14 protein-coding genes are annotated in these 16,453 nt (G+C 65.9%); 9 read left to right on the forward strand and 5 right to left on the reverse strand.

Annotation, left to right across the window (positions count from 1 at the left end):
* Nucleotides 1-14: 14 nt before the first annotated feature.
* Genes ACNHKD_RS16845 through ACNHKD_RS16855 form a run of 3 tightly spaced genes read right to left on the reverse strand, consistent with a single transcriptional unit; the run spans nucleotide 15 to nucleotide 4,850 of the window.
* The gene (locus ACNHKD_RS16845; protein ID WP_442754638.1) at nucleotides 15-629 is read right to left on the reverse strand and encodes a TetR/AcrR family transcriptional regulator; all 615 of its coding nucleotides are present in this window, start codon (nucleotides 627-629) and stop codon (nucleotides 15-17) included.
* Nucleotides 626-3,748, reverse strand: a complete 3,123-nt coding sequence (locus ACNHKD_RS16850) for an efflux RND transporter permease subunit (RefSeq protein ID WP_442754639.1) — start codon at nucleotides 3,746-3,748, stop codon at nucleotides 626-628. Before ACNHKD_RS16850 ends, ACNHKD_RS16845 begins: the two co-directional genes overlap by 4 nt.
* 7 nt (nucleotides 3,749-3,755) lie before the next feature.
* On the reverse strand, nucleotides 3,756-4,850 hold the full coding sequence (locus tag ACNHKD_RS16855; protein WP_442754640.1) for an efflux RND transporter periplasmic adaptor subunit: 1,095 nt from the start codon (nucleotides 4,848-4,850) through the stop codon (nucleotides 3,756-3,758).
* Nucleotides 4,851-5,167: 317 nt separating this feature from the next.
* Between ACNHKD_RS16855 and dnaK the strand changes: the two genes are divergently transcribed.
* The 3 genes from dnaK to ACNHKD_RS16870 all read left to right on the forward strand — a co-directional run bounded on the left by dnaK (nucleotide 5,168) and on the right by ACNHKD_RS16870 (nucleotide 10,014).
* Complete coding sequence (gene dnaK / locus ACNHKD_RS16860) at nucleotides 5,168-7,063, forward strand: molecular chaperone DnaK (RefSeq protein ID WP_442754641.1); 1,896 nt, start codon at nucleotides 5,168-5,170, stop codon at nucleotides 7,061-7,063.
* Nucleotides 7,064-7,447: 384 nt separating this feature from the next.
* Complete coding sequence (gene dnaJ / locus ACNHKD_RS16865) at nucleotides 7,448-8,566, forward strand: molecular chaperone DnaJ (protein WP_442754642.1); 1,119 nt, start codon at nucleotides 7,448-7,450, stop codon at nucleotides 8,564-8,566.
* Nucleotides 8,567-8,751: 185 nt separating this feature from the next.
* Nucleotides 8,752-10,014 (forward strand): IS4 family transposase, encoded by a 1,263-nt coding sequence (locus ACNHKD_RS16870; protein WP_442754317.1) that lies wholly within the window; start codon nucleotides 8,752-8,754, stop codon nucleotides 10,012-10,014.
* A gap of 196 nt (nucleotides 10,015-10,210) precedes the next feature.
* Here the strand turns inward: ACNHKD_RS16870 and ACNHKD_RS16875 are convergent, their stop codons facing one another.
* The gene (locus tag ACNHKD_RS16875) at nucleotides 10,211-11,080 is read right to left on the reverse strand and encodes an aldo/keto reductase family oxidoreductase (RefSeq protein WP_442754644.1); all 870 of its coding nucleotides are present in this window, start codon (nucleotides 11,078-11,080) and stop codon (nucleotides 10,211-10,213) included.
* Between the two features lie 70 nt (nucleotides 11,081-11,150).
* Between ACNHKD_RS16875 and ACNHKD_RS16880 the strand changes: the two genes are divergently transcribed.
* The 4 genes from ACNHKD_RS16880 (at nucleotide 11,151) to pyrF (ending at nucleotide 14,433) form a co-directional block, all read left to right on the forward strand.
* Nucleotides 11,151-11,804 carry a TetR/AcrR family transcriptional regulator gene (locus tag ACNHKD_RS16880; RefSeq protein WP_442754646.1) on the forward strand — a complete coding sequence of 218 codons (654 nt, stop codon included), beginning with the start codon at nucleotides 11,151-11,153 and terminating at the stop codon, nucleotides 11,802-11,804.
* A 94-nt stretch (nucleotides 11,805-11,898) separates the two neighbouring features.
* Complete coding sequence (locus tag ACNHKD_RS16885; protein WP_442756808.1) at nucleotides 11,899-13,011, forward strand: ISAs1 family transposase; 1,113 nt, start codon at nucleotides 11,899-11,901, stop codon at nucleotides 13,009-13,011.
* A gap of 127 nt (nucleotides 13,012-13,138) precedes the next feature.
* Entirely contained in the window at nucleotides 13,139-13,750 is a 612-nt protein-coding gene (locus ACNHKD_RS16890; RefSeq protein ID WP_442754647.1) for a class I SAM-dependent methyltransferase, read from the forward strand.
* Nucleotides 13,747-14,433 (forward strand): orotidine-5'-phosphate decarboxylase, encoded by a 687-nt coding sequence (gene pyrF, locus ACNHKD_RS16895; protein ID WP_442754648.1) that lies wholly within the window; start codon nucleotides 13,747-13,749, stop codon nucleotides 14,431-14,433. The genes ACNHKD_RS16890 and pyrF overlap by 4 nt, the downstream gene beginning before the upstream one ends.
* Here pyrF and ACNHKD_RS16900 read toward each other — a convergent pair.
* Nucleotides 14,430-14,921: a hypothetical protein gene (locus tag ACNHKD_RS16900; RefSeq protein WP_442754649.1), complete on the reverse strand. Its 492-nt coding sequence runs from the start codon at nucleotides 14,919-14,921 to the stop codon at nucleotides 14,430-14,432. The genes pyrF and ACNHKD_RS16900 overlap by 4 nt on opposite strands.
* 110 nt (nucleotides 14,922-15,031) lie before the next feature.
* Between ACNHKD_RS16900 and ACNHKD_RS16905 the strand changes: the two genes are divergently transcribed.
* Both ACNHKD_RS16905 and ACNHKD_RS16910 read left to right on the forward strand, forming a co-directional pair.
* Nucleotides 15,032-15,247, forward strand: coding sequence for a ChaB family protein (locus ACNHKD_RS16905; protein WP_442754650.1), 216 nt, complete (start codon nucleotides 15,032-15,034; stop codon nucleotides 15,245-15,247).
* A gap of 45 nt (nucleotides 15,248-15,292) precedes the next feature.
* A complete protein-coding gene (locus ACNHKD_RS16910; RefSeq protein WP_442754651.1) occupies nucleotides 15,293-16,450 on the forward strand; it encodes a glycosyltransferase in 1,158 nt (385 codons plus the stop codon).
* Nucleotides 16,451-16,453: the final 3 nt, after the last annotated feature.

The following is a 16,453-nucleotide window of genomic DNA, read 5'->3' on the forward strand; positions in this document are numbered from 1 at the left end:
TTGCCGGTCTTCGGCTAACGGGAGACGCCTGCCCGCAGCGCGGCGAGGCAGAATTCGATCATCTGCCCGCTCGTCGGCTCCGTGCGGTCCGCGCATTCCACCATCAGCCGCGGATGGCAGAAGCGGATGACCGCCATGTGCACGAGCTTGGCGGCGAGCCGGGCGTCCCCCTTGGCGAACTCTCCGCTCTCCATGCCGGCGGCGACCACGCTCTCGACGATGGCGTCGATCCGGTCGATATGTTCGTCGATCGTCGGCCAGTGCTCGTCGAGCGCCACCTCCACCATGTCGTGCATCTTGCGGTCGGCGAGGTAGCGATCGGCGTTCATCGTCTCGTTCCCCAGCACCAGCGCGCGCAGCCGCTCGCTCGCCGTCCCGGGGCCGGACGCGATCATCTGGGCGGCCGTTTCGACCTCGCTCATTAACTGCCGGGCGACGGCGACGTGGATCTCCGACTTGGAGCTGAAGAAGCGATAGACGTTGGCCGGCGACATGCGCAGCTCGCGCGCAATGTCGGCCACTGTCGTCTTCTGAAACCCGATCTCCCGGAAAAGGCGCTCCGCGGTCGCGACGATGCGCGCGCGCTGTTCCGCTTCGCGGGCGTTGGGGGCGTCGGCGACCGCGCTCATTCCGCCGCCTCCCCTGCAAGGCCCGGCGTCAGCGCGCCGTCATGCGACGCGCTCTCGGCCATGCCCTCGTTGAGATGACGACGGAACCATGTCGCGTAGAGCGCGGGCAGGAAAAGAACGGTCAGGAAGGTCGCGACGAACAGCCCGCCCATGATGGTGAGCGCCATCGGCCCCCAGAAGGCCGAGCGCGAGAGCGGGATCATCGCGAGAATGGCCGCGAGCGCGGTCAGCGCCACCGGCCGCACCCGGCGCACGGTCGCGCCGATGATCGCCTCGCGATAGCTGCCGCCGCTTTCGAGATCCTGCCGCACCTGGTCAACGAGAATGATGGAGTTACGCATGTCCATGCCGGAAAGCGCGATGAGGCCCAGCAGCGCCACGAAGCCGAAGGGCGCGTGCGCGACATTGAGCGCAAGAGAGGCGCCGATGAGGCCAAGCGGCGCGCTCATCATGACGAGAGCGACTCGCGTGAAATCCTGAAGCTGGAACATCACGATCGTCAGCATGACGAGGCCGACGAGGGGGAAGACCGCGAAAATCGAATTGTTGCCCTTGGCGGACTCCTCAATGGCGCCGCCCATCTCGATGCGATAGCCGGGCGGGAGCTGCTCGCGGATTTCGGCGAGCCTGGGCCAAAGCCGCGTCGAGACGTCGGGCGCCTGAACGCCGTCCTTCACGCCCGCGCGCACCGTAATGGTCATGTCCCGGTTGCGCCGCCAGAAGATCGGCTCCTCGTGCTCGTAGGAAATTTTCGCCACCTGCGACACGGTCACGGGCTTGCCGTCCCGCGAATAGACGACAATGTCCCCCAGCCGTCCCAAATCGCCACGCTCGCCAGGCGCCGCGCGGGCGACGACGTCGATCTGGTCGATGCCGTCGCGCAGCGTCGTGACCGTCACGCCCGAAATGACCATCCGCAGGCGGTTGGCGACGTCCTGCGGCGTGACGCCAAGGAGCCGCGCGCGGTCCTGATCGATGACGAGGCGCACGCTCGGCGTCATCTCATTCCAGGAGAGATGCGGGTCGTCGACGCCTTCGTCCGTGGCCATCGCGTCGCGGACCTGATAGGCGATGGCGCGCACCTTTTGCGGATCTTCGCCGATCACCCGGAACTGCACGGCGTAGCCGACCGGCGGGCCGTAGGTGAAGCGGTCGACGCGGGCTCGCGCCTGGGGGAGGGCGCCGTTGGCGATGGCGTCCTCGAGCTTCTTCTTCAGACGCTCGCGCGCCTCGATGTCCCTGGCGACGATGACGATCTCCGAATAGGCCTCGTTCGGCAGTTGCGGATTGAGTCCGAGCCAGAAGCGTGGCGGGCCCTGCCCCACATAGGCCGTGTAATAGGCCGCGTCGGGATCGTCCTTGATCAGCGCCTCCGCCTGCTTCGCCGCCGAAAGCGAAGCGCCGATGGACGAGCCCTCGGGCAGCCGCATCTGCAGGAAGAGCTCCAGCCGCTCCGCATAGGGGAAAAACTGCTTCTGCACGACGACCATGCCGAGAACGGCGATCAGAAAAACGCCGACCGTCGAGCCAATGACGAGCAGGCGGTTGTCGACCGACCAGGCGATCACCTCTCGCAGCCGCTTGTAGAACGGCGTCCGATAGATTTCCTCCGGGTCGCGATGCCGACGCAGCTTGCCGAAGTCCGGCAAGAGCTTCACGCCGAGGAAAGGCGTGAACATCACCGCCACGAACCAGGAGGCGATGAGCGCAATCAGCAGCACCCAGAACATCGACCCTGTATATTCGCCGACCGCCGAATTCGCGAAGCCGACCGGCAAAAAGCCCGCCGCCGTGATCAGCGTGCCGGTCAGCATGGGGAAAGCGGTCGAATCCCAGGCGAAGGTCGCCGCTTTGATGCGGTCATAGCCCTGCTCCATCTTCACCATCATCATCTCGACCGCGATGATCGCGTCGTCGACGAGAAGGCCGAGGGCGATGATCAGCGCGCCGAGCGAAATGCGCTGCAAATCGATGCCCATCAGATTCATGAAGATGAAGACGGAGGCGAGGACGAGCGGTACGGAAAGCGCGACGACGATCCCTGTGCGAAAGCCCAGCGACACGAAGCTCACGCCGAGCACGATCACCAGCGCTTCGACGAAAGAGCGGGTGAATTCGCCCACCGCCTCCTCGACGACCTTGGGCTGATCGGCGATCTGGTCGATGTCGATGCCGATCGGCGTCTTGGCGCGGATCTCCTCGACGGCCGCGCCGACCGACTTGCCGAAATTGAAGACGTTCCCGCCTTTCGCCATGACGGCGCCGACGACGATGGCCGGCTGGCCCTTATAGCGGATGAGGAATGTCGGGGGGTCTTCGAAACCGGCATAGACATTGGCGATGTCGCCGAGACGGATCACCTTGCCGTTCGCGGGCACCGGGATCGACGCGATGGCGTCGGCGCCCTTCAGCTCCTCCGTCACTTGAATGCGGATGCGGTTCGAGGAGGTTTCGAAAACGCCGGCGTCGTTGATGGCGTTCTCCTTGGCGAGGGAATCGAAGATCGCCTGCGGCTCGATCCCGAGATTGGCGATCTTGGCTTCGCTGAACTCGACATAGATGCGGCGCATCTGCTCGCCATAGACGTCGACCTTCATCACCTCCGGCGCTTCAATGAGCCGCTGACGCAGCGCCTCCTGGACCTTGTCGAGGAGATTGTAGTCCGCGCCGTCGCCGGTGATCGCGTACATCACCGCGTCGACGTCGCCATATTCGTCATTGATCGCGGGCCCGCGCACGCCGGCGGGGACGGCGCCCGCAATGTCATTGAGCTTCTTGCGAAGCTGATAAAAAAGAAGCGGGATTTCCCGCGGCGGCGTATTGTCCTTGAAGGTGACCTGCATCGCCAGGAAGCCCGGCTTCGTATAGGTCTCGATCTTGTCGAGATAAGGCAGGGTCTGGAGCTTCTTTTCATAAAGGTCGGCGACCTGGTCGCGCATCTCGCTCGCCGTCGCGCCCGGCCAGGTCGCGGTGATATTCGCGACCTTGATGGTAAAGGAAGGATCTTCGGCGCGCCCCAGCCGCAGATAAGAGAAAAAACCCGCGACGCCGATCGCCAGCATCAGGAAGAGCATCAGCGCCGGCCGCGACACCGCCCATCGGGAGAGATTGAAGCTCATGGTCGGCTCACCCTTTGGTAATCACCCGCACCTTGCGGCCCGCTTCGAGCTTGTGGACGCCAAGGACGACGATCTGGTCGCGCGCCGTCAGGCCGCCCGAGACGAGCGCCGTGTCCGAGTCGTATCGAACGAGCTTGACGGGCGTGAGCTTCAGGCGGCCGTCCGCGCCCACTTTCCAGACGGCCGGCCCGTCGCCCTGGTTGTAGAGCGCCGAGAGCGGCACGCTCATGATTCGCTCGGCGCCGGGCGCGGCGATGCTGAGCGTGGCGCTCATGCCGAGCGAGACCGCCGGGTCGGGATCGAGAATCGAATAGCGGGCGGCGAAGGTGCGCGTCGCGGGATCGGCCGACGGACTGAGCTCGCGGAGCTTCGCCTGATAGGTTTTCGCCTTGTTGGCCCAGAGCGTCAAAGTCGCCGCCCCCTTGTCCGCGCGCGGCGCAAAGTCCTCGGGCAGCGCCACGGCCGCCTCGAGCTCGCCGGAATGGGCGAGGCGAATCGCCGTCTGGCCGGCCGCAACGACTTGCCCGGGCTCTACGAGCGTCTGGGTGACCACGCCGTCGCCATCGGCCCGGAGCGTCGCATAGTCCAGAGAGTTGCGGGCCATTTCCAGCGCGCGCTCGGCCCGCTGCTGGCGCCCGCGCGCCTCCTGGGCGGCGGCCTTGATGCGATCGAGCGTCGCGTCGGTCGTCCAGCCGTTCTTGCGCAAGGCGAGCGCCCGCTTCTCGTCGCCCTGGGTCTGCGCCATCGCCATTTTCGCCGCCGACAATTCGGCCTCGGCCTGCTCCTTCTGGAGCTTGAGGTCGTTTTCGTCGAGCGCCGCAAGCGGCTCGCCGTCCTTCACCTTCTGCCCGGTCTGGACGAAGCGCTTCACGACCTTGCCGGCGACTCGGAAGCCCAGATCCGATTCGACCCGGGGCCGGATCGTCGCCGCGAATTCGCGCGGCTGGGATTGGGCGGCGATTCTCGGATGGGAGACGAGAACCGGCCGGTCGAGCGGCGCATCGTCCGTCTGATCCTGCTGCTTCTCGCCGCAGGCGCCCAGCGGGAGCGTGGCCATAAAGACGGCGCAAGTCAGAAGCACGCGGTTGAAACGCTTGGTCATCGGGCCGCTCGGCGCCTCCGCGCCCCGGGGGCGTGACGTGTGACGATTTTCAATATTTATCACTCGTCATCCACGGTCAAGACCGGCGCGATCGGCGCCAGAGCCTTAACAGGACATAGAGACCGAAGCGTTACGGCGCTTGTCGCAAATGATTCCTTCTTCTATATGCGGCCTGCCCTTGCGGCGCGCTGGGGCAAACACAATCTTGGGGAACGAAAGCGCCTTTGGATCGCGCGGCGGGCTCATGGCGAGCCGCTGTCCTTAGGCGTCGATAGGACCGCTTCGGGGTCCGGATTCGAAAGCGAAAGGAAACTCATATGGCCAAAATTATCGGCATCGACCTGGGCACGACCAATTCCTGCGTGGCCGTCATGGAAGGGTCGAGCCCCAAAGTCATTGAAAACGCGGAAGGCGCGCGCACTACGCCCTCGATCGTCGCCTTCACGGACGACGGCGAGCGCCTCGTGGGCCAGCCGGCGAAGCGTCAGGCGGTGACGAACCCCGACAAGACCTTCTTCGCCATCAAGCGCCTCATCGGCCGAACCTTCGAAGACCCGATGACCAAGAAGGACATCGGCCTCGTTCCCTACAAGATCGTCAAGGCGAATAACGGCGACGCCTGGGTCGAAGCCGCGGGCAAGCAATATTCGCCCTCGCAGATTTCGGCCTTCATCCTGCAGAAGATGAAGGAGACGGCCGAAGCCTATCTCGGCGGCGCCGTCACTCAGGCCGTCATCACGGTTCCGGCCTATTTCAACGACGCCCAGCGCCAGGCGACCAAGGACGCCGGCAAGATCGCGGGCCTTGAGGTTCTGCGCATCATCAACGAACCGACGGCCGCGGCGCTCGCCTACGGCCTTGACAAGAAGCAGTCCGGCACGATCGCGGTCTACGACCTCGGCGGCGGCACCTTCGACGTGTCGATCCTCGAGATCGGCGACGGCGTTTTCGAGGTGAAGTCGACGAACGGCGACACCTTCCTGGGCGGCGAGGACTTCGACAACCGGATCGTCGAATATCTCGCGGCCGAGTTCAAGAAGGAGCAGGGCATCGACCTCACGAAGGACAAGCTCGCCCTCCAGCGCCTGAAGGAGGCGGCCGAAAAGGCCAAGATCGAGCTGTCTTCCGCGACGCAGACCGAGATCAACCTGCCCTACATCACCGCCGACGCCACGGGTCCGAAGCATCTGACCCTGAAGCTGACGCGCGCCAAGTTCGAGGCCCTGGTCGACGATCTAATCCAGCGCACTGTCGAGCCCTGCCGCAAGGCGCTCAAGGACGCGGGGCTGACCGCGGCCGAGATCGACGAAGTGGTGCTTGTCGGCGGCATGACCCGCATGCCGAAGGTGCAGGAAGTCGTGAAACAGTTCTTCGGCAAGGAGCCCCATAAGGGCGTCAACCCGGACGAGGTCGTCGCCATCGGCGCGGCGGTCCAGGCGGGCGTTCTGCAGGGCGACGTGAAGGACGTCCTGCTGCTCGACGTGACCCCGCTGTCGCTCGGCATCGAGACGCTCGGCGGCGTGTTCACGCGCCTCATCGACCGCAACACGACGATCCCGACCAAGAAGAGCCAGGTCTTCTCGACCGCGGAAGACAATCAGCAGGCCGTGACCATCCGCGTCTTCCAGGGCGAGCGCGAAATGGCGCAGGACAACAAGCTGCTCGGCCAGTTCGACCTGATGGGCATTCCGCCCGCCCCGCGCGGCATGCCGCAGATCGAGGTGACCTTCGACATCGACGCGAACGGCATCGTGAACGTCACGGCGAAGGACAAGGCCACCAACAAGGAGCAGCAGATCCGCATCCAGGCTTCGGGGGGCCTCTCCGACGCCGACATCGAGAAGATGGTCAAGGACGCCGAGCTGCACGCGGCCGAAGACAAGGCCCGGCGCGAGCTGGTCGACGCCAAGAACCATGGCGAAGCGGCGATCCACACGGCCGAAAAGGCCGTGGCGGATTACGGCGACAAGGTCTCGGGCGCCGACAAGAGCGCGATCGAAGCGGCCATCGCGTCGCTGAAGACCGCCCTCGAGGGCGACAATGTCGAGACCATCAAGGCCCGGACCAACGAGCTGGCCCAGGCCTCGATGAAGCTCGGCGAGGCGATGTACAAGGCCCAGCAGGCCGACGCCTCGAGCGCCGGCGCGTCCGAGGCCCCGAAGGACGACGTGATCGACGCCGAGTTCAAGGACGTCGGCGACGACAAGAAGTAAGCTGGGCTGGCCTTGAGCGGCCGAATGCGCTAGCGAACGGAAGCCCGGCGTGACGAGCGCCGGGTTTCGTTGCGTTCAGGCGGCGCGGAGACGACCGGAAAGCCATGAAACCCTCGGAGGCGCTGGAGATGAATCGCGATGCGATCCGGACGGCGGCGCGCCGTTACCGGACCGCCAATCCGCGCGCCTTCGGCTCCGCGCTGCATGGGGACGACCAGGAAGGCAGCGACAATATGCGCATGGCTATTACGACTCCGACTTTCACGTCATCTGGCGAACAGTCAGAATTGACGTATCGGCTTTACTCGGACGCCTCGAACTTATTTATCAGGCGGCCGGAGAGACGCTAGGCGGCGCGCCGCAGGGACCAACTCAAGATTGACCATGTCCAAACGCGATTACTACGAAGTCCTCGGCGTCTCGAAGACCGCGACCGAAGTCGAGATGAAAATCGCCTTCCGCAAGATGGCGATGCAATGCCATCCGGACCGCCATCCCGGCGATAAGGAAGCAGAGGCGCGCTTCAAGGAGCTGAACGAGGCCTATCAATGCCTTTGCGACCCCCAAAAGCGCGCGGCTTATGACCGTTTCGGCCACGCCGCTTTCGAGCAGGGCGGCATGGGCGGCTTCTCCTCGACGGAGGGCTTCGGCGCCTCCATGGCCGATATTTTCGAGGATCTCTTCGGCGACGTGATGGGCCGGCGCGGCCGCTCGGGCGGGCGCGAGCGCGGCTCGGACCTGCGCTACAATATGGAGATCACGCTGGAGGAGGCTTATCACGGCAAGACGGCCTCGCTGAAAATTCCGACGTCGGCGACCTGCGAAGCCTGTTCGGGCACGGGCGCCAGGAAGGGCTCCAAGCCGAAGACCTGCACCACCTGCGCCGGCCATGGCCGCGTGCGCGCGCAGCAGGGCTTCTTCGCCATCGAGCGAACCTGCCCGTCATGCCAGGGCCGCGGCGAGATGATCGACAATCCCTGCCCCTCCTGCTCGGGTTCGGGCCGCAAAACGGTGGAGCGCTCGCTCTCCGTCAATGTCCCGCCGGGCGTCGAGGACGGCACGCGCATCCGTCTCGCCGGCGAGGGCGAAGCGGGCGTGCGCGGCGGGCCGCCGGGCGATCTCTACATCTTCCTTTCCGTCAAGCCGCATCCCTTCTTCCAGCGCGACGGGGCGGACCTCTATTGTCGCGTGCCGATCTCCATGGTCCGCGCCGCGCTCGGCGGCGAGATCCAGGTCCATGCGCTCGACGGGTCGGAGATCAAGCTGAAAGTCCCCGAGGGTTCGCAATCGGGCAAGCAGCTCAAGGCCAAGGGCAAGGGCATGCCGGTGCTGCGCGGCCGCGACCATGGCGATCTGCATGTGCAACTCTCCGTCGAGACGCCGCAGAAGCTCACCAAGCGGCAGAAGGAGCTGCTCGCGGAGTTCGAAAAAGAGTCCTCCCACGAGACCCATCCCGAGGAGCACGGCTTCTTCGCGCGAATGAAAGATTTGTTCGGGGGATAAGGCGCCATGCGCATTCCCTCTCCCCGTTCCACGGGGCTACCGCATTCACACATCTTGGTTGCGTAGGGCCTGGGGGTCTGATTCCATTTGAAGGAATCGGAGGGACGGACGATGGACGGACGGACGCTGGGTCGCTTTGGCGACGCGCGACTGGAAAAAGGGGGGCCTTTCTGCTTTCCCGGCTGGTGGCGGAGGGCGGCGGGGGCATACGCATTCGTCGGCTCGGCGGCGACCGGGCTGGTGAGATCAGGATCACGCGCTTTCTTCGCAATCGGGCGGTGACCGGCGCGGAGATGTTCGCCACGGCGGCCGCGCGCGCGTCGGCGCGTTGCGCGGGGCGCGCGGTTCTGGCGATTCAGGACACGACGGTCGTCAAGTCCGGGGGCGGCGGCGGACTCTATCTGCATCCGACCCTCGTCGTCGACGCCGAGGACGGTTCGATCGTGGGTCTGGCGCACGCGCAGTTCCTCGAACGCGCGACGGGACGCAAGGCGGATCGGCGTCAGCGGCCGATCGAGGACAAGGAAAGCCGGCGCTGGCTGGAGGGCGCGGCGGCGGCGGCGAAAGTTTGCGCTTCGGCGCGCGAGGTCACGGTCGTGGCCGATCGCGAGAGCGATATTTATTCCGCCTTCGCGCGGCGCCCGCCGGGGGTTCACCTCCTCGTGCGCGCCGCGCAGGACCGCGCGCTGGAGGATGGCGAGCGGCTGTTTGCGCGCCTGGATGCGCTGGAGGAGGCCGGGCGGGCGACGCTGTCGCTTCCGGCCAGGCCCGGACGGCCGGCGCGCGAAGCGACGCTGGCCGTCCGGCATGGGCGCTTTGATCTCGCGCGGCCCAGGAACGGCGCGGCCAGGAACGATCCGTCGACGATCGCGGTCCATCTCGTCGACGTGCGCGAGATCGACCCGCCCCCAGGCGAAAACGTCCATTGGCGTCTGATCACGACGCGCCCCGTCGACGGCCTCGCGCAAGCGCTCGGGGTCGTCGATCTGTATCGACGCCGCTGGGCGATCGAGCAGTTGTTCCGCACGATGAAGACCGACGGCTTCGACATCGAGGCCGTGCGCATGGAAGACGACGCGCCGCGCCAGACCCTGGCGGCCGCGACGTTGATCGCGGCCGTGACGATCCAACAACTCGTCCACGCCCGAGACGGCGGCGACCCGCAACGTCTGCGCCCGCTCCTCGACGCCTTCGAGCCCAAGGACCAACCGCTGCTGGAAGCCTATTGCGCCACCCTCGAAGGCAAGACGCAGCGCCAGAAGAACCCGCATCCGCGAGGGTCCCTGGCCTATGCGTCCTGGGTGCTCGCCCGCCTCGGCGGCTGGACCGGCTATTACGGAAAACCCGGTCCCGTCGTCATGCTCGCCGGATGGCTCAAATTCCAGCACGGAAAATACGCCATCGCCCTCACCCAACCAACGCCGCCGCTAACCAACACAGATGTGTGAATCTGCTAGGTTCCACGGGGAGAGGGTTAGGGTGAGGGGCGAAGCATCCGCGCATTGCTTGGGAGAGCGCGTTTTGGCAAGCGCTTTCCCAAATGAGTTGATGTGGCCTTGCCTCTCACCCCAGCCCTCTCCCCGCGAAACGAAACGAGGGAGACGGGCTCGCTCCGATTTTGGGGGCCCTCCACATCACCGAGACTCATCTCATTCCACGCGCGGCGCCTGCCGCGACGCCGTCCAACTCGGAAACCGCCTCATCCGTCAGGTCGAGTTCGGCGGCGGAGAGATTTTCCCGCAGATGCGCGACAGACGAGGTGCCGGGGATCAACAGGATATTGGGCGCTCGGCGGAGCAGCCATGCGAGGGCGACCTGCAGCGGCGCGGCGCCGAGACCTTGCGCGATACGGGATAGCGCGGAGGATTGGAGAGGGGTGAACCCGCCAAGCGGGAAATACGGCACATAGGCGACCCCGTCGCGGGCAAGACGGTCGATCAAAGCGTCGTCGACCCGGTACGCCAGGTTGTAGTGGTTTTGCACACAGACGATTTCGCAGATGCGGCGTCCTTCCGCGATCTGCGTGGGCGTGACATTGCTGAGGCCGATATGGCGGATAAGGCCCTGCCGCTGAAGATCGGCCAGGACAGTGAGCGCCTCGATGGAGCCTTCGGCGGGACCGTGAACGCCGAACATGGCGCGAAGATTGACGATATCGAGCGCATCCAGGCCGAGGTTGCGCAGATTGTCATGCACCGCCCCAACGAGCTCGTCGCGCGAGAACGCAGGAATCCATGAACCGTCTTCGCCGCGCCGGGCGCCGACCTTGGTGACGATGGCGAGATCGTCCGGATAGGGATGCAACGCCTCGCGGATCAGCATGTTGGTGACGTGCGGGCCATAGAAATCGCTGGTGTCGATATGGTTCACCCCGGCAGCGACGGCCTCCCGCAACACGGCCACCGCCGCTTCGCGGTCCCTGGGCGGTCCGAACGCGCCGGGCCCCGCAAGCTGCATGGCGCCGTAGCCGAGCCGTCTTACAGTGCGGTTGCCGAGGAGGAACGCGCCGGTCATCGTCTTCATCCTTGTTCATGTCTCGCCGACGAAGATATGAAGGACCCTTCATTTTTGGAATTCGCATTGCATGAGCGCCGTCTCCCCGGGCTTAAAGCCCAGAAAATCCCCGGTTCAGGCCCGCTCCGCAGCCGCCGTCGAGGCGCTGCGCGTGGCCGCCATTCAGGTTTTGATCCAGGAAGGCTTAAGCCGCTGCACGACAACCCGCATCGCTGAGCGCGCGGGCGTATCGGTCGGCAGTCTCTATCAATATTTTCCAAACCGCGACGCGCTGCTCGCCGCGGTCCTGGAAAAGCATCTGGACGGCATTGCCGGCGTCGTGGACCACGCCTGCCACGCGCATCGGGGCAAGCCGGTTTCCCAGATGGCCGCCGCCCTCGTCACAGCCTTTCTGGCCGCGAAGCTGCACGACCCTGAAGAATCGAAGGCGCTCTACGCGATCGCCGGAGAGCGGGGCGGCGCCGAGTTGGTCGCTCGCATGCGCATACGCATCGTAGCGGCGATCACGGCTATGCTGGCGAGCGCGCCCGACGCCGATTTCGACGATCCCGCCATGACGGGCGCGGTCGCGTTCAGCGCTCTCGCGGGGTCCGTGCGAACCCTGCTCGAAGGACAGGCTCCGGGCGGGTTCGAAGCGCGTCTGGAAGGACAACTTATTCTGCTGATGACAGCCTATCTCGAAACACATCGGCGCCCTGCGAGCCCGCGGCGCGAGGCGCCGTAAAACACATCGCCGCAGGGGAATCGCATTTGACGAAATGAGGTAGCGCGGGGCGTTGGAATGGATTCTGTCATTGGTTCTGATTCGCGAGGAGCCGATGAGCCTGTTGATCACGATCTTGCGGGATGTTCCCGATCCGCGGAGCGGCAACGCCACCCGTCACGAGTTGCTGGATATTCTGATGATTGCGCTGACGGCGTCGATCTGCGGCTGCGAGGGCTGCGTCGAATTTGCCGACTTCGCGGAGGACCGGGAGGAGCTGTTCCGGGAGTTCCTGAGCCTTGAGAACGGCTTGCCGAGCCACGACACGTTCTCGCGACTGTTCCGGCAGATCGATCCGGAGGCGCTGGCAGCCTGTTTCGGGCGCTTTCTGGAGGCGCTGGGAGAGGATGGCGCCGGCGTCGTCGCCATCGACGGCAAGACGCTGCGCCGCTCCTTCGACAAGGCCAAAGGCGCCTCGGCGCTGCATGTGGTGACGGCCTTCGCCGCCGACGCCAAGCTGGTCATCGGCCAGAAGGCGGTGACGGACGGCGGCAACGAGATCACCGCGGCGCGGGCGCTGATCGACCTGCTCGACCTGACCGGCGCGCTGGTGACCGCCGACGCCATCCACTGCAACGCCCCGACGGCGCAGAAAGTGCTCGATCGCGGCGGCGACTGGCTGTTCGCGCTCAAGGCCAATCGCCCGGCGACGCTCGAGGATGTCGAGACGTTTTTCGCCGACCCTGCGTCCGTCGTCGCCGAGACCTTCGAGACGACGGACGCCGATCATGGCCGGGTGGAAACGCGCCGCCACGCGGTCGTTCACGATGTCGGCTGGCTGTTTCCAAAGGGCGACAAGGATCGCCCGGCGATGCCGGGGCTTTCGACCATCGGGCGGATCGATGCAAGGGTCGAGCGCGAGGGCAGGACCACGCGATCTTGCCGCTATTACCTGTCTTCCGCGAAGCTGTCCGCCGAAGCTTTCGCCAGGGCGGTCCGCGCCCACTGGAGCATCGAGAACGGCGTGCACTGGGTGCTGGACGTGACCTTCGACGAGGACAGGGCCCGTAACCGCAAGGACAACGGGGCGGAAAATCTCGCGACCATCCGCAAGCTCGCCCTCAATGTCCTCAAACGCTCACGGCCCGAAATCTCCATCCGCCGGAAGCGAAAACGCTCGGGATGGTCCGACGCCTTCGCCAGATCCGTCCTCGGTCAAATGCGATAGCCCTGCACATCGCCTCGTCCCGCGTTGTCTTTGTCACACGCCTCCCCTATTCTCCGCCAACGGGCCCCGGCAGCGGGGCCTTTTGCATGCAACAGGCCGATAGAAGCCAATCTAAGGGAAGCCGCCCTTGCAGAACGCCAAACGCTCGCTCGCCGACAGCGCCCGCTTCATCAAGCAATGGATCGAGAACCCGCGGCTCATCGGCGCGGTGCAGCCCTCGGGCCCGGCGCTCGCCAAGACCATGGCCGGCTTCGTCGACCTTTCCCGCGAGGGGTCGATCGTCGAGCTCGGGCCCGGCACCGGCCCGGTCACCAAGGCGCTGCTCGCCCGCGGCGTCCCCGCCGAGCGCCTCGTGCTGGTCGAATATGAGGCCCGTTTCTGCCACATGCTCGCCGAGCGCTATCCCAGCGTGAAGATCGTGCAGGGCGACGCCTACGGGCTGAAGAAGACGCTCCAAGGCAGAATTGAGGGGCCTATCGCCGCCGTGGTTTCAAGCCTGCCGCTGCTCGTGCGCCCCGAGCGCGACCGCGTCGAACTCCTGCATCAGGCCTTCGAGCTGATGGGCGACGACGGGCTCTTCATCCAGTTCACCTACGGCCTCGCCAAATCCCCCATGCCGCTCCACGCCCATGGCGTCTCGGGGGCGTATACGGGCAAGGGCTCCGCGCCGATCCTCATGAACATCCCGCCGGCGCGCGTCTGGCGCTACCGGAAAGCCGGTCACGGCGGCAAACCGTGACGGACGCCCGCGACCGTCTGATCGTCGCGCTCGACGTCGAAACCGTCGACGCCGCGCGCGCCCTTGTTTCGACGCTCGGCGACGTCGTCTCCTTCTATAAGATCGGCCTGGAGCTGGCCTATGGCGGCGGGCTTGCCCTGGCGCGCGAGCTCAAGGACCAGGGCAAGCGGGTCTTCATCGATCTGAAACTCCACGACATCGGCGCCACCGTCGAACGGGCGACGCGGCAGATCGCCCGGACGGGCATGGATTTTCTCACCGTACACGCCTATCCGCAGACCATGGCGGCCGCGCGCGCCGGGGCGGGCGACCTCAAGCTCCTCGCCGTCACGGTGATGACCTCTTATGACGACGCGGACCTCAGGGAAGCGGGCTACGCCTGCTCCGTGGCGGAGCTCGTCGCACGCCGCGCCGGACAGGCGAAAGCGGCCGGAATAGACGGTCTCATCCTGTCGCCGCTTGAGCTCCCAACTATCCGACCCATCGTCGGGCCCGGCATGCTGCTCGTCACGCCCGGCGTGCGTCCCGCCGGCGCCGATGCGGGCGACCAAAAGCGAATCATGACTCCAGCGCAAGCCATTGCAGCCACCGCCAATCACATCGTCGTCGGCCGGCCGATCACCCGCGCGGCCGCCCCGCGCGCGGCGGCGGAGGCGATTGTCGCGGAAATCGCCGGGGTCTAAGCGACGAACAGCCAGAGCAGGAGGACGAGCGTCTGACTCGCCGCGGCGCCGAGGGCGACGAATTTCGCCAGCGTCGCCTTTTTGAGACCGAGAATCTCGGTCGGCGTCGCCCGCCTCGCCGCGATCAGTCGGAGGAGGACCCGGTTCTCGGCGAAATCCGCGGCGGCGAAAGCGAGCGGCGCGAGCGCGAGCACCCATCGGCCGTCCTGCGGAAAACGTAAATATTCCGCGGCGGCGACCGACGCTGCGGCGAAGGCGCCCCCAAGGCAGGCGAGCAAAGCGAAATCATAGGGCGCGAGCACGCGCGCATAGCCGTCGAGGGACGGCGCGCCGCTCGTCACCCAGCCGATGAACTCGTCGTCGCGATAGAAGACCGAGGTCTCCCAGCGGCGGGCGACGACTGTGTCGCCGTGCTTCTCGGCTTCCTGCCTGGACGCCCAATAGGCGGCTACTGCGCCAAGGCTGAGAAGGCCAGCAAGAAAAACCATTGGTTTTATCTCCCCGTCATCGGGACGAGCATCGCTCCAACTGCGCTAAATCTATGGCGTCGCGTGTCCCGCCGCGCGGCCGGAGCGCAACTCCTTCGTGAGAGAACGACATGCCTTACGAGACAAACGCCGATCTTCCCGAGAATCTGCAAAGGCTGCTCCCGCCGCACGCGCAGGACATCTATCGAGCCGCCTTCAACCACGCCTTTTTCGACCATGAGGACGATCCCCGGCGGGAGGAGGCGGCGCATCGAATCGCATGGGCGGCGGTGAAACGGAGCTATGTCCGCACAGAGGAAGGCTGGCGGCGGCGCGACGCGCCGTGAACCGGCTCTCTGGCCAGTCCGGGGAACTTGCTCTAAACGGGCGCCATGGCCTCGACCCTCCTCGCCCTCGCCGCCCTGGCCGCCTGGCTGTATCTCCTTATCTTCAACGGGGGATTCTGGCGGCTGACCGAACATGACAGGAAATTCGCGCCCGCTGGCGCTTCCGTTCCCGAGGGGGCGCATGTGATCGCGATCGTCCCGGCCCGCGACGAGGCGGAAGTCATCGCGACGAGCGTCGCCTCCTTGCTAAAGCAGGATTTCGCAGGCCGCTTCGAGGTCGTGCTGGTCGACGACGAGAGCGCGGACGGCACAGGCGACGTCGCCCGCGCCAAGGCGGCCGAGCTCGGCGCGGCCGACCGGCTGGCGGTCCTGCGCTCCGACGGCCCCGCGGACGGCTGGACGGGCAAGATCGCGGCCATGCATCGCGGCTTCGCCTATGTGCGGGGGCTCGAAAAGCAGCCGGATTTCATTCTCTTCTGCGACGCCGACATCGCCTTTGCGCCGCATGTCCTCGCCCGCCTCGTCGCCGGCGCGGCGGCGCGCGATACGGTTCTCTCGTCGCTCATGGTGAAATTGCGCTGCGAAAGCCCGGTGGAAAAATGGTTTATCCCGGCCTTCGTCTTCTTCTTCCAGATGCTCTACCCCTTCCGCGCTGTGAACGACCCCAAGAGCAAGGTCGCGGGCGCCGCCGGCGGCGTCATGCTGGCGCGGCCCGAGGCGCTGGCCAAGGCGGGCGGGCTCCCCGCTATCCGCGGCGCGCTGATAGACGATTGCGCGCTGGGGACGCTGATGAAGGCCCAAGGCCCGATCTGGCTGGGCCTCACGGACGATGTCCACAGCCTGCGGCCCTATCCGCGCTTTTCGGACATTGAGCGCATGGTGACGCGCTCGGCCTACGCCCAGCTCGACTATTCGCCCTTCAAGCTCGCAGGAGCGACGCTCGGCATGGTCGTCGTCTATCTCGCGCCGCCCGTCCTCGCTTTTTTCGCAGAATCGCCGGCGGGCGAAATCGCACTGGTCGCATGGCTGATCATGGCGCAGGCCTACGTGCCCAGCCTGCGCTTCTACGGACTTTCCCCGATGCGGGCCTTGGCTTTGCCGGCGGTCGCGGCATGCTATACGTGGTTTACGGCCGTTTCGGCTTGGCGGCACATGCGCGGCCGCGGCGGCGAATGGAAGGGCCGCTACCAGGCGCCCGCCTGAAAT

The organism is Methylocystis sp. JAN1 (assembly GCF_052186135.1).
Taxonomy (GTDB): domain Bacteria; phylum Pseudomonadota; class Alphaproteobacteria; order Rhizobiales; family Beijerinckiaceae; genus Methylocystis.

Coding starts and splice junctions, on each gene's coding strand:
- ACNHKD_RS16845 (WP_442754638.1), bottom strand. CDS start 629: ATGAGCGCGGTCGCCGACGCCCCCAACGCCCGCGAAGCGGAACAGCGC.
- ACNHKD_RS16850 (WP_442754639.1), bottom strand. CDS start 3,748: ATGAGCTTCAATCTCTCCCGATGGGCGGTGTCGCGGCCGGCGCTGATG.
- ACNHKD_RS16855 (WP_442754640.1), bottom strand. CDS start 4,850: ATGACCAAGCGTTTCAACCGCGTGCTTCTGACTTGCGCCGTCTTTATG.
- dnaK (WP_442754641.1), top strand. CDS start 5,168: ATGGCCAAAATTATCGGCATCGACCTGGGCACGACCAATTCCTGCGTG.
- dnaJ (WP_442754642.1), top strand. CDS start 7,448: ATGTCCAAACGCGATTACTACGAAGTCCTCGGCGTCTCGAAGACCGCG.
- ACNHKD_RS16875 (WP_442754644.1), bottom strand. CDS start 11,080: ATGACCGGCGCGTTCCTCCTCGGCAACCGCACTGTAAGACGGCTCGGC.
- ACNHKD_RS16880 (WP_442754646.1), top strand. CDS start 11,151: ATGAGCGCCGTCTCCCCGGGCTTAAAGCCCAGAAAATCCCCGGTTCAG.
- ACNHKD_RS16885 (WP_442756808.1), top strand. CDS start 11,899: ATGAGCCTGTTGATCACGATCTTGCGGGATGTTCCCGATCCGCGGAGC.
- ACNHKD_RS16900 (WP_442754649.1), bottom strand. CDS start 14,921: ATGGTTTTTCTTGCTGGCCTTCTCAGCCTTGGCGCAGTAGCCGCCTAT.
- ACNHKD_RS16905 (WP_442754650.1), top strand. CDS start 15,032: ATGCCTTACGAGACAAACGCCGATCTTCCCGAGAATCTGCAAAGGCTG.
- ACNHKD_RS16910 (WP_442754651.1), top strand. CDS start 15,293: ATGGCCTCGACCCTCCTCGCCCTCGCCGCCCTGGCCGCCTGGCTGTAT.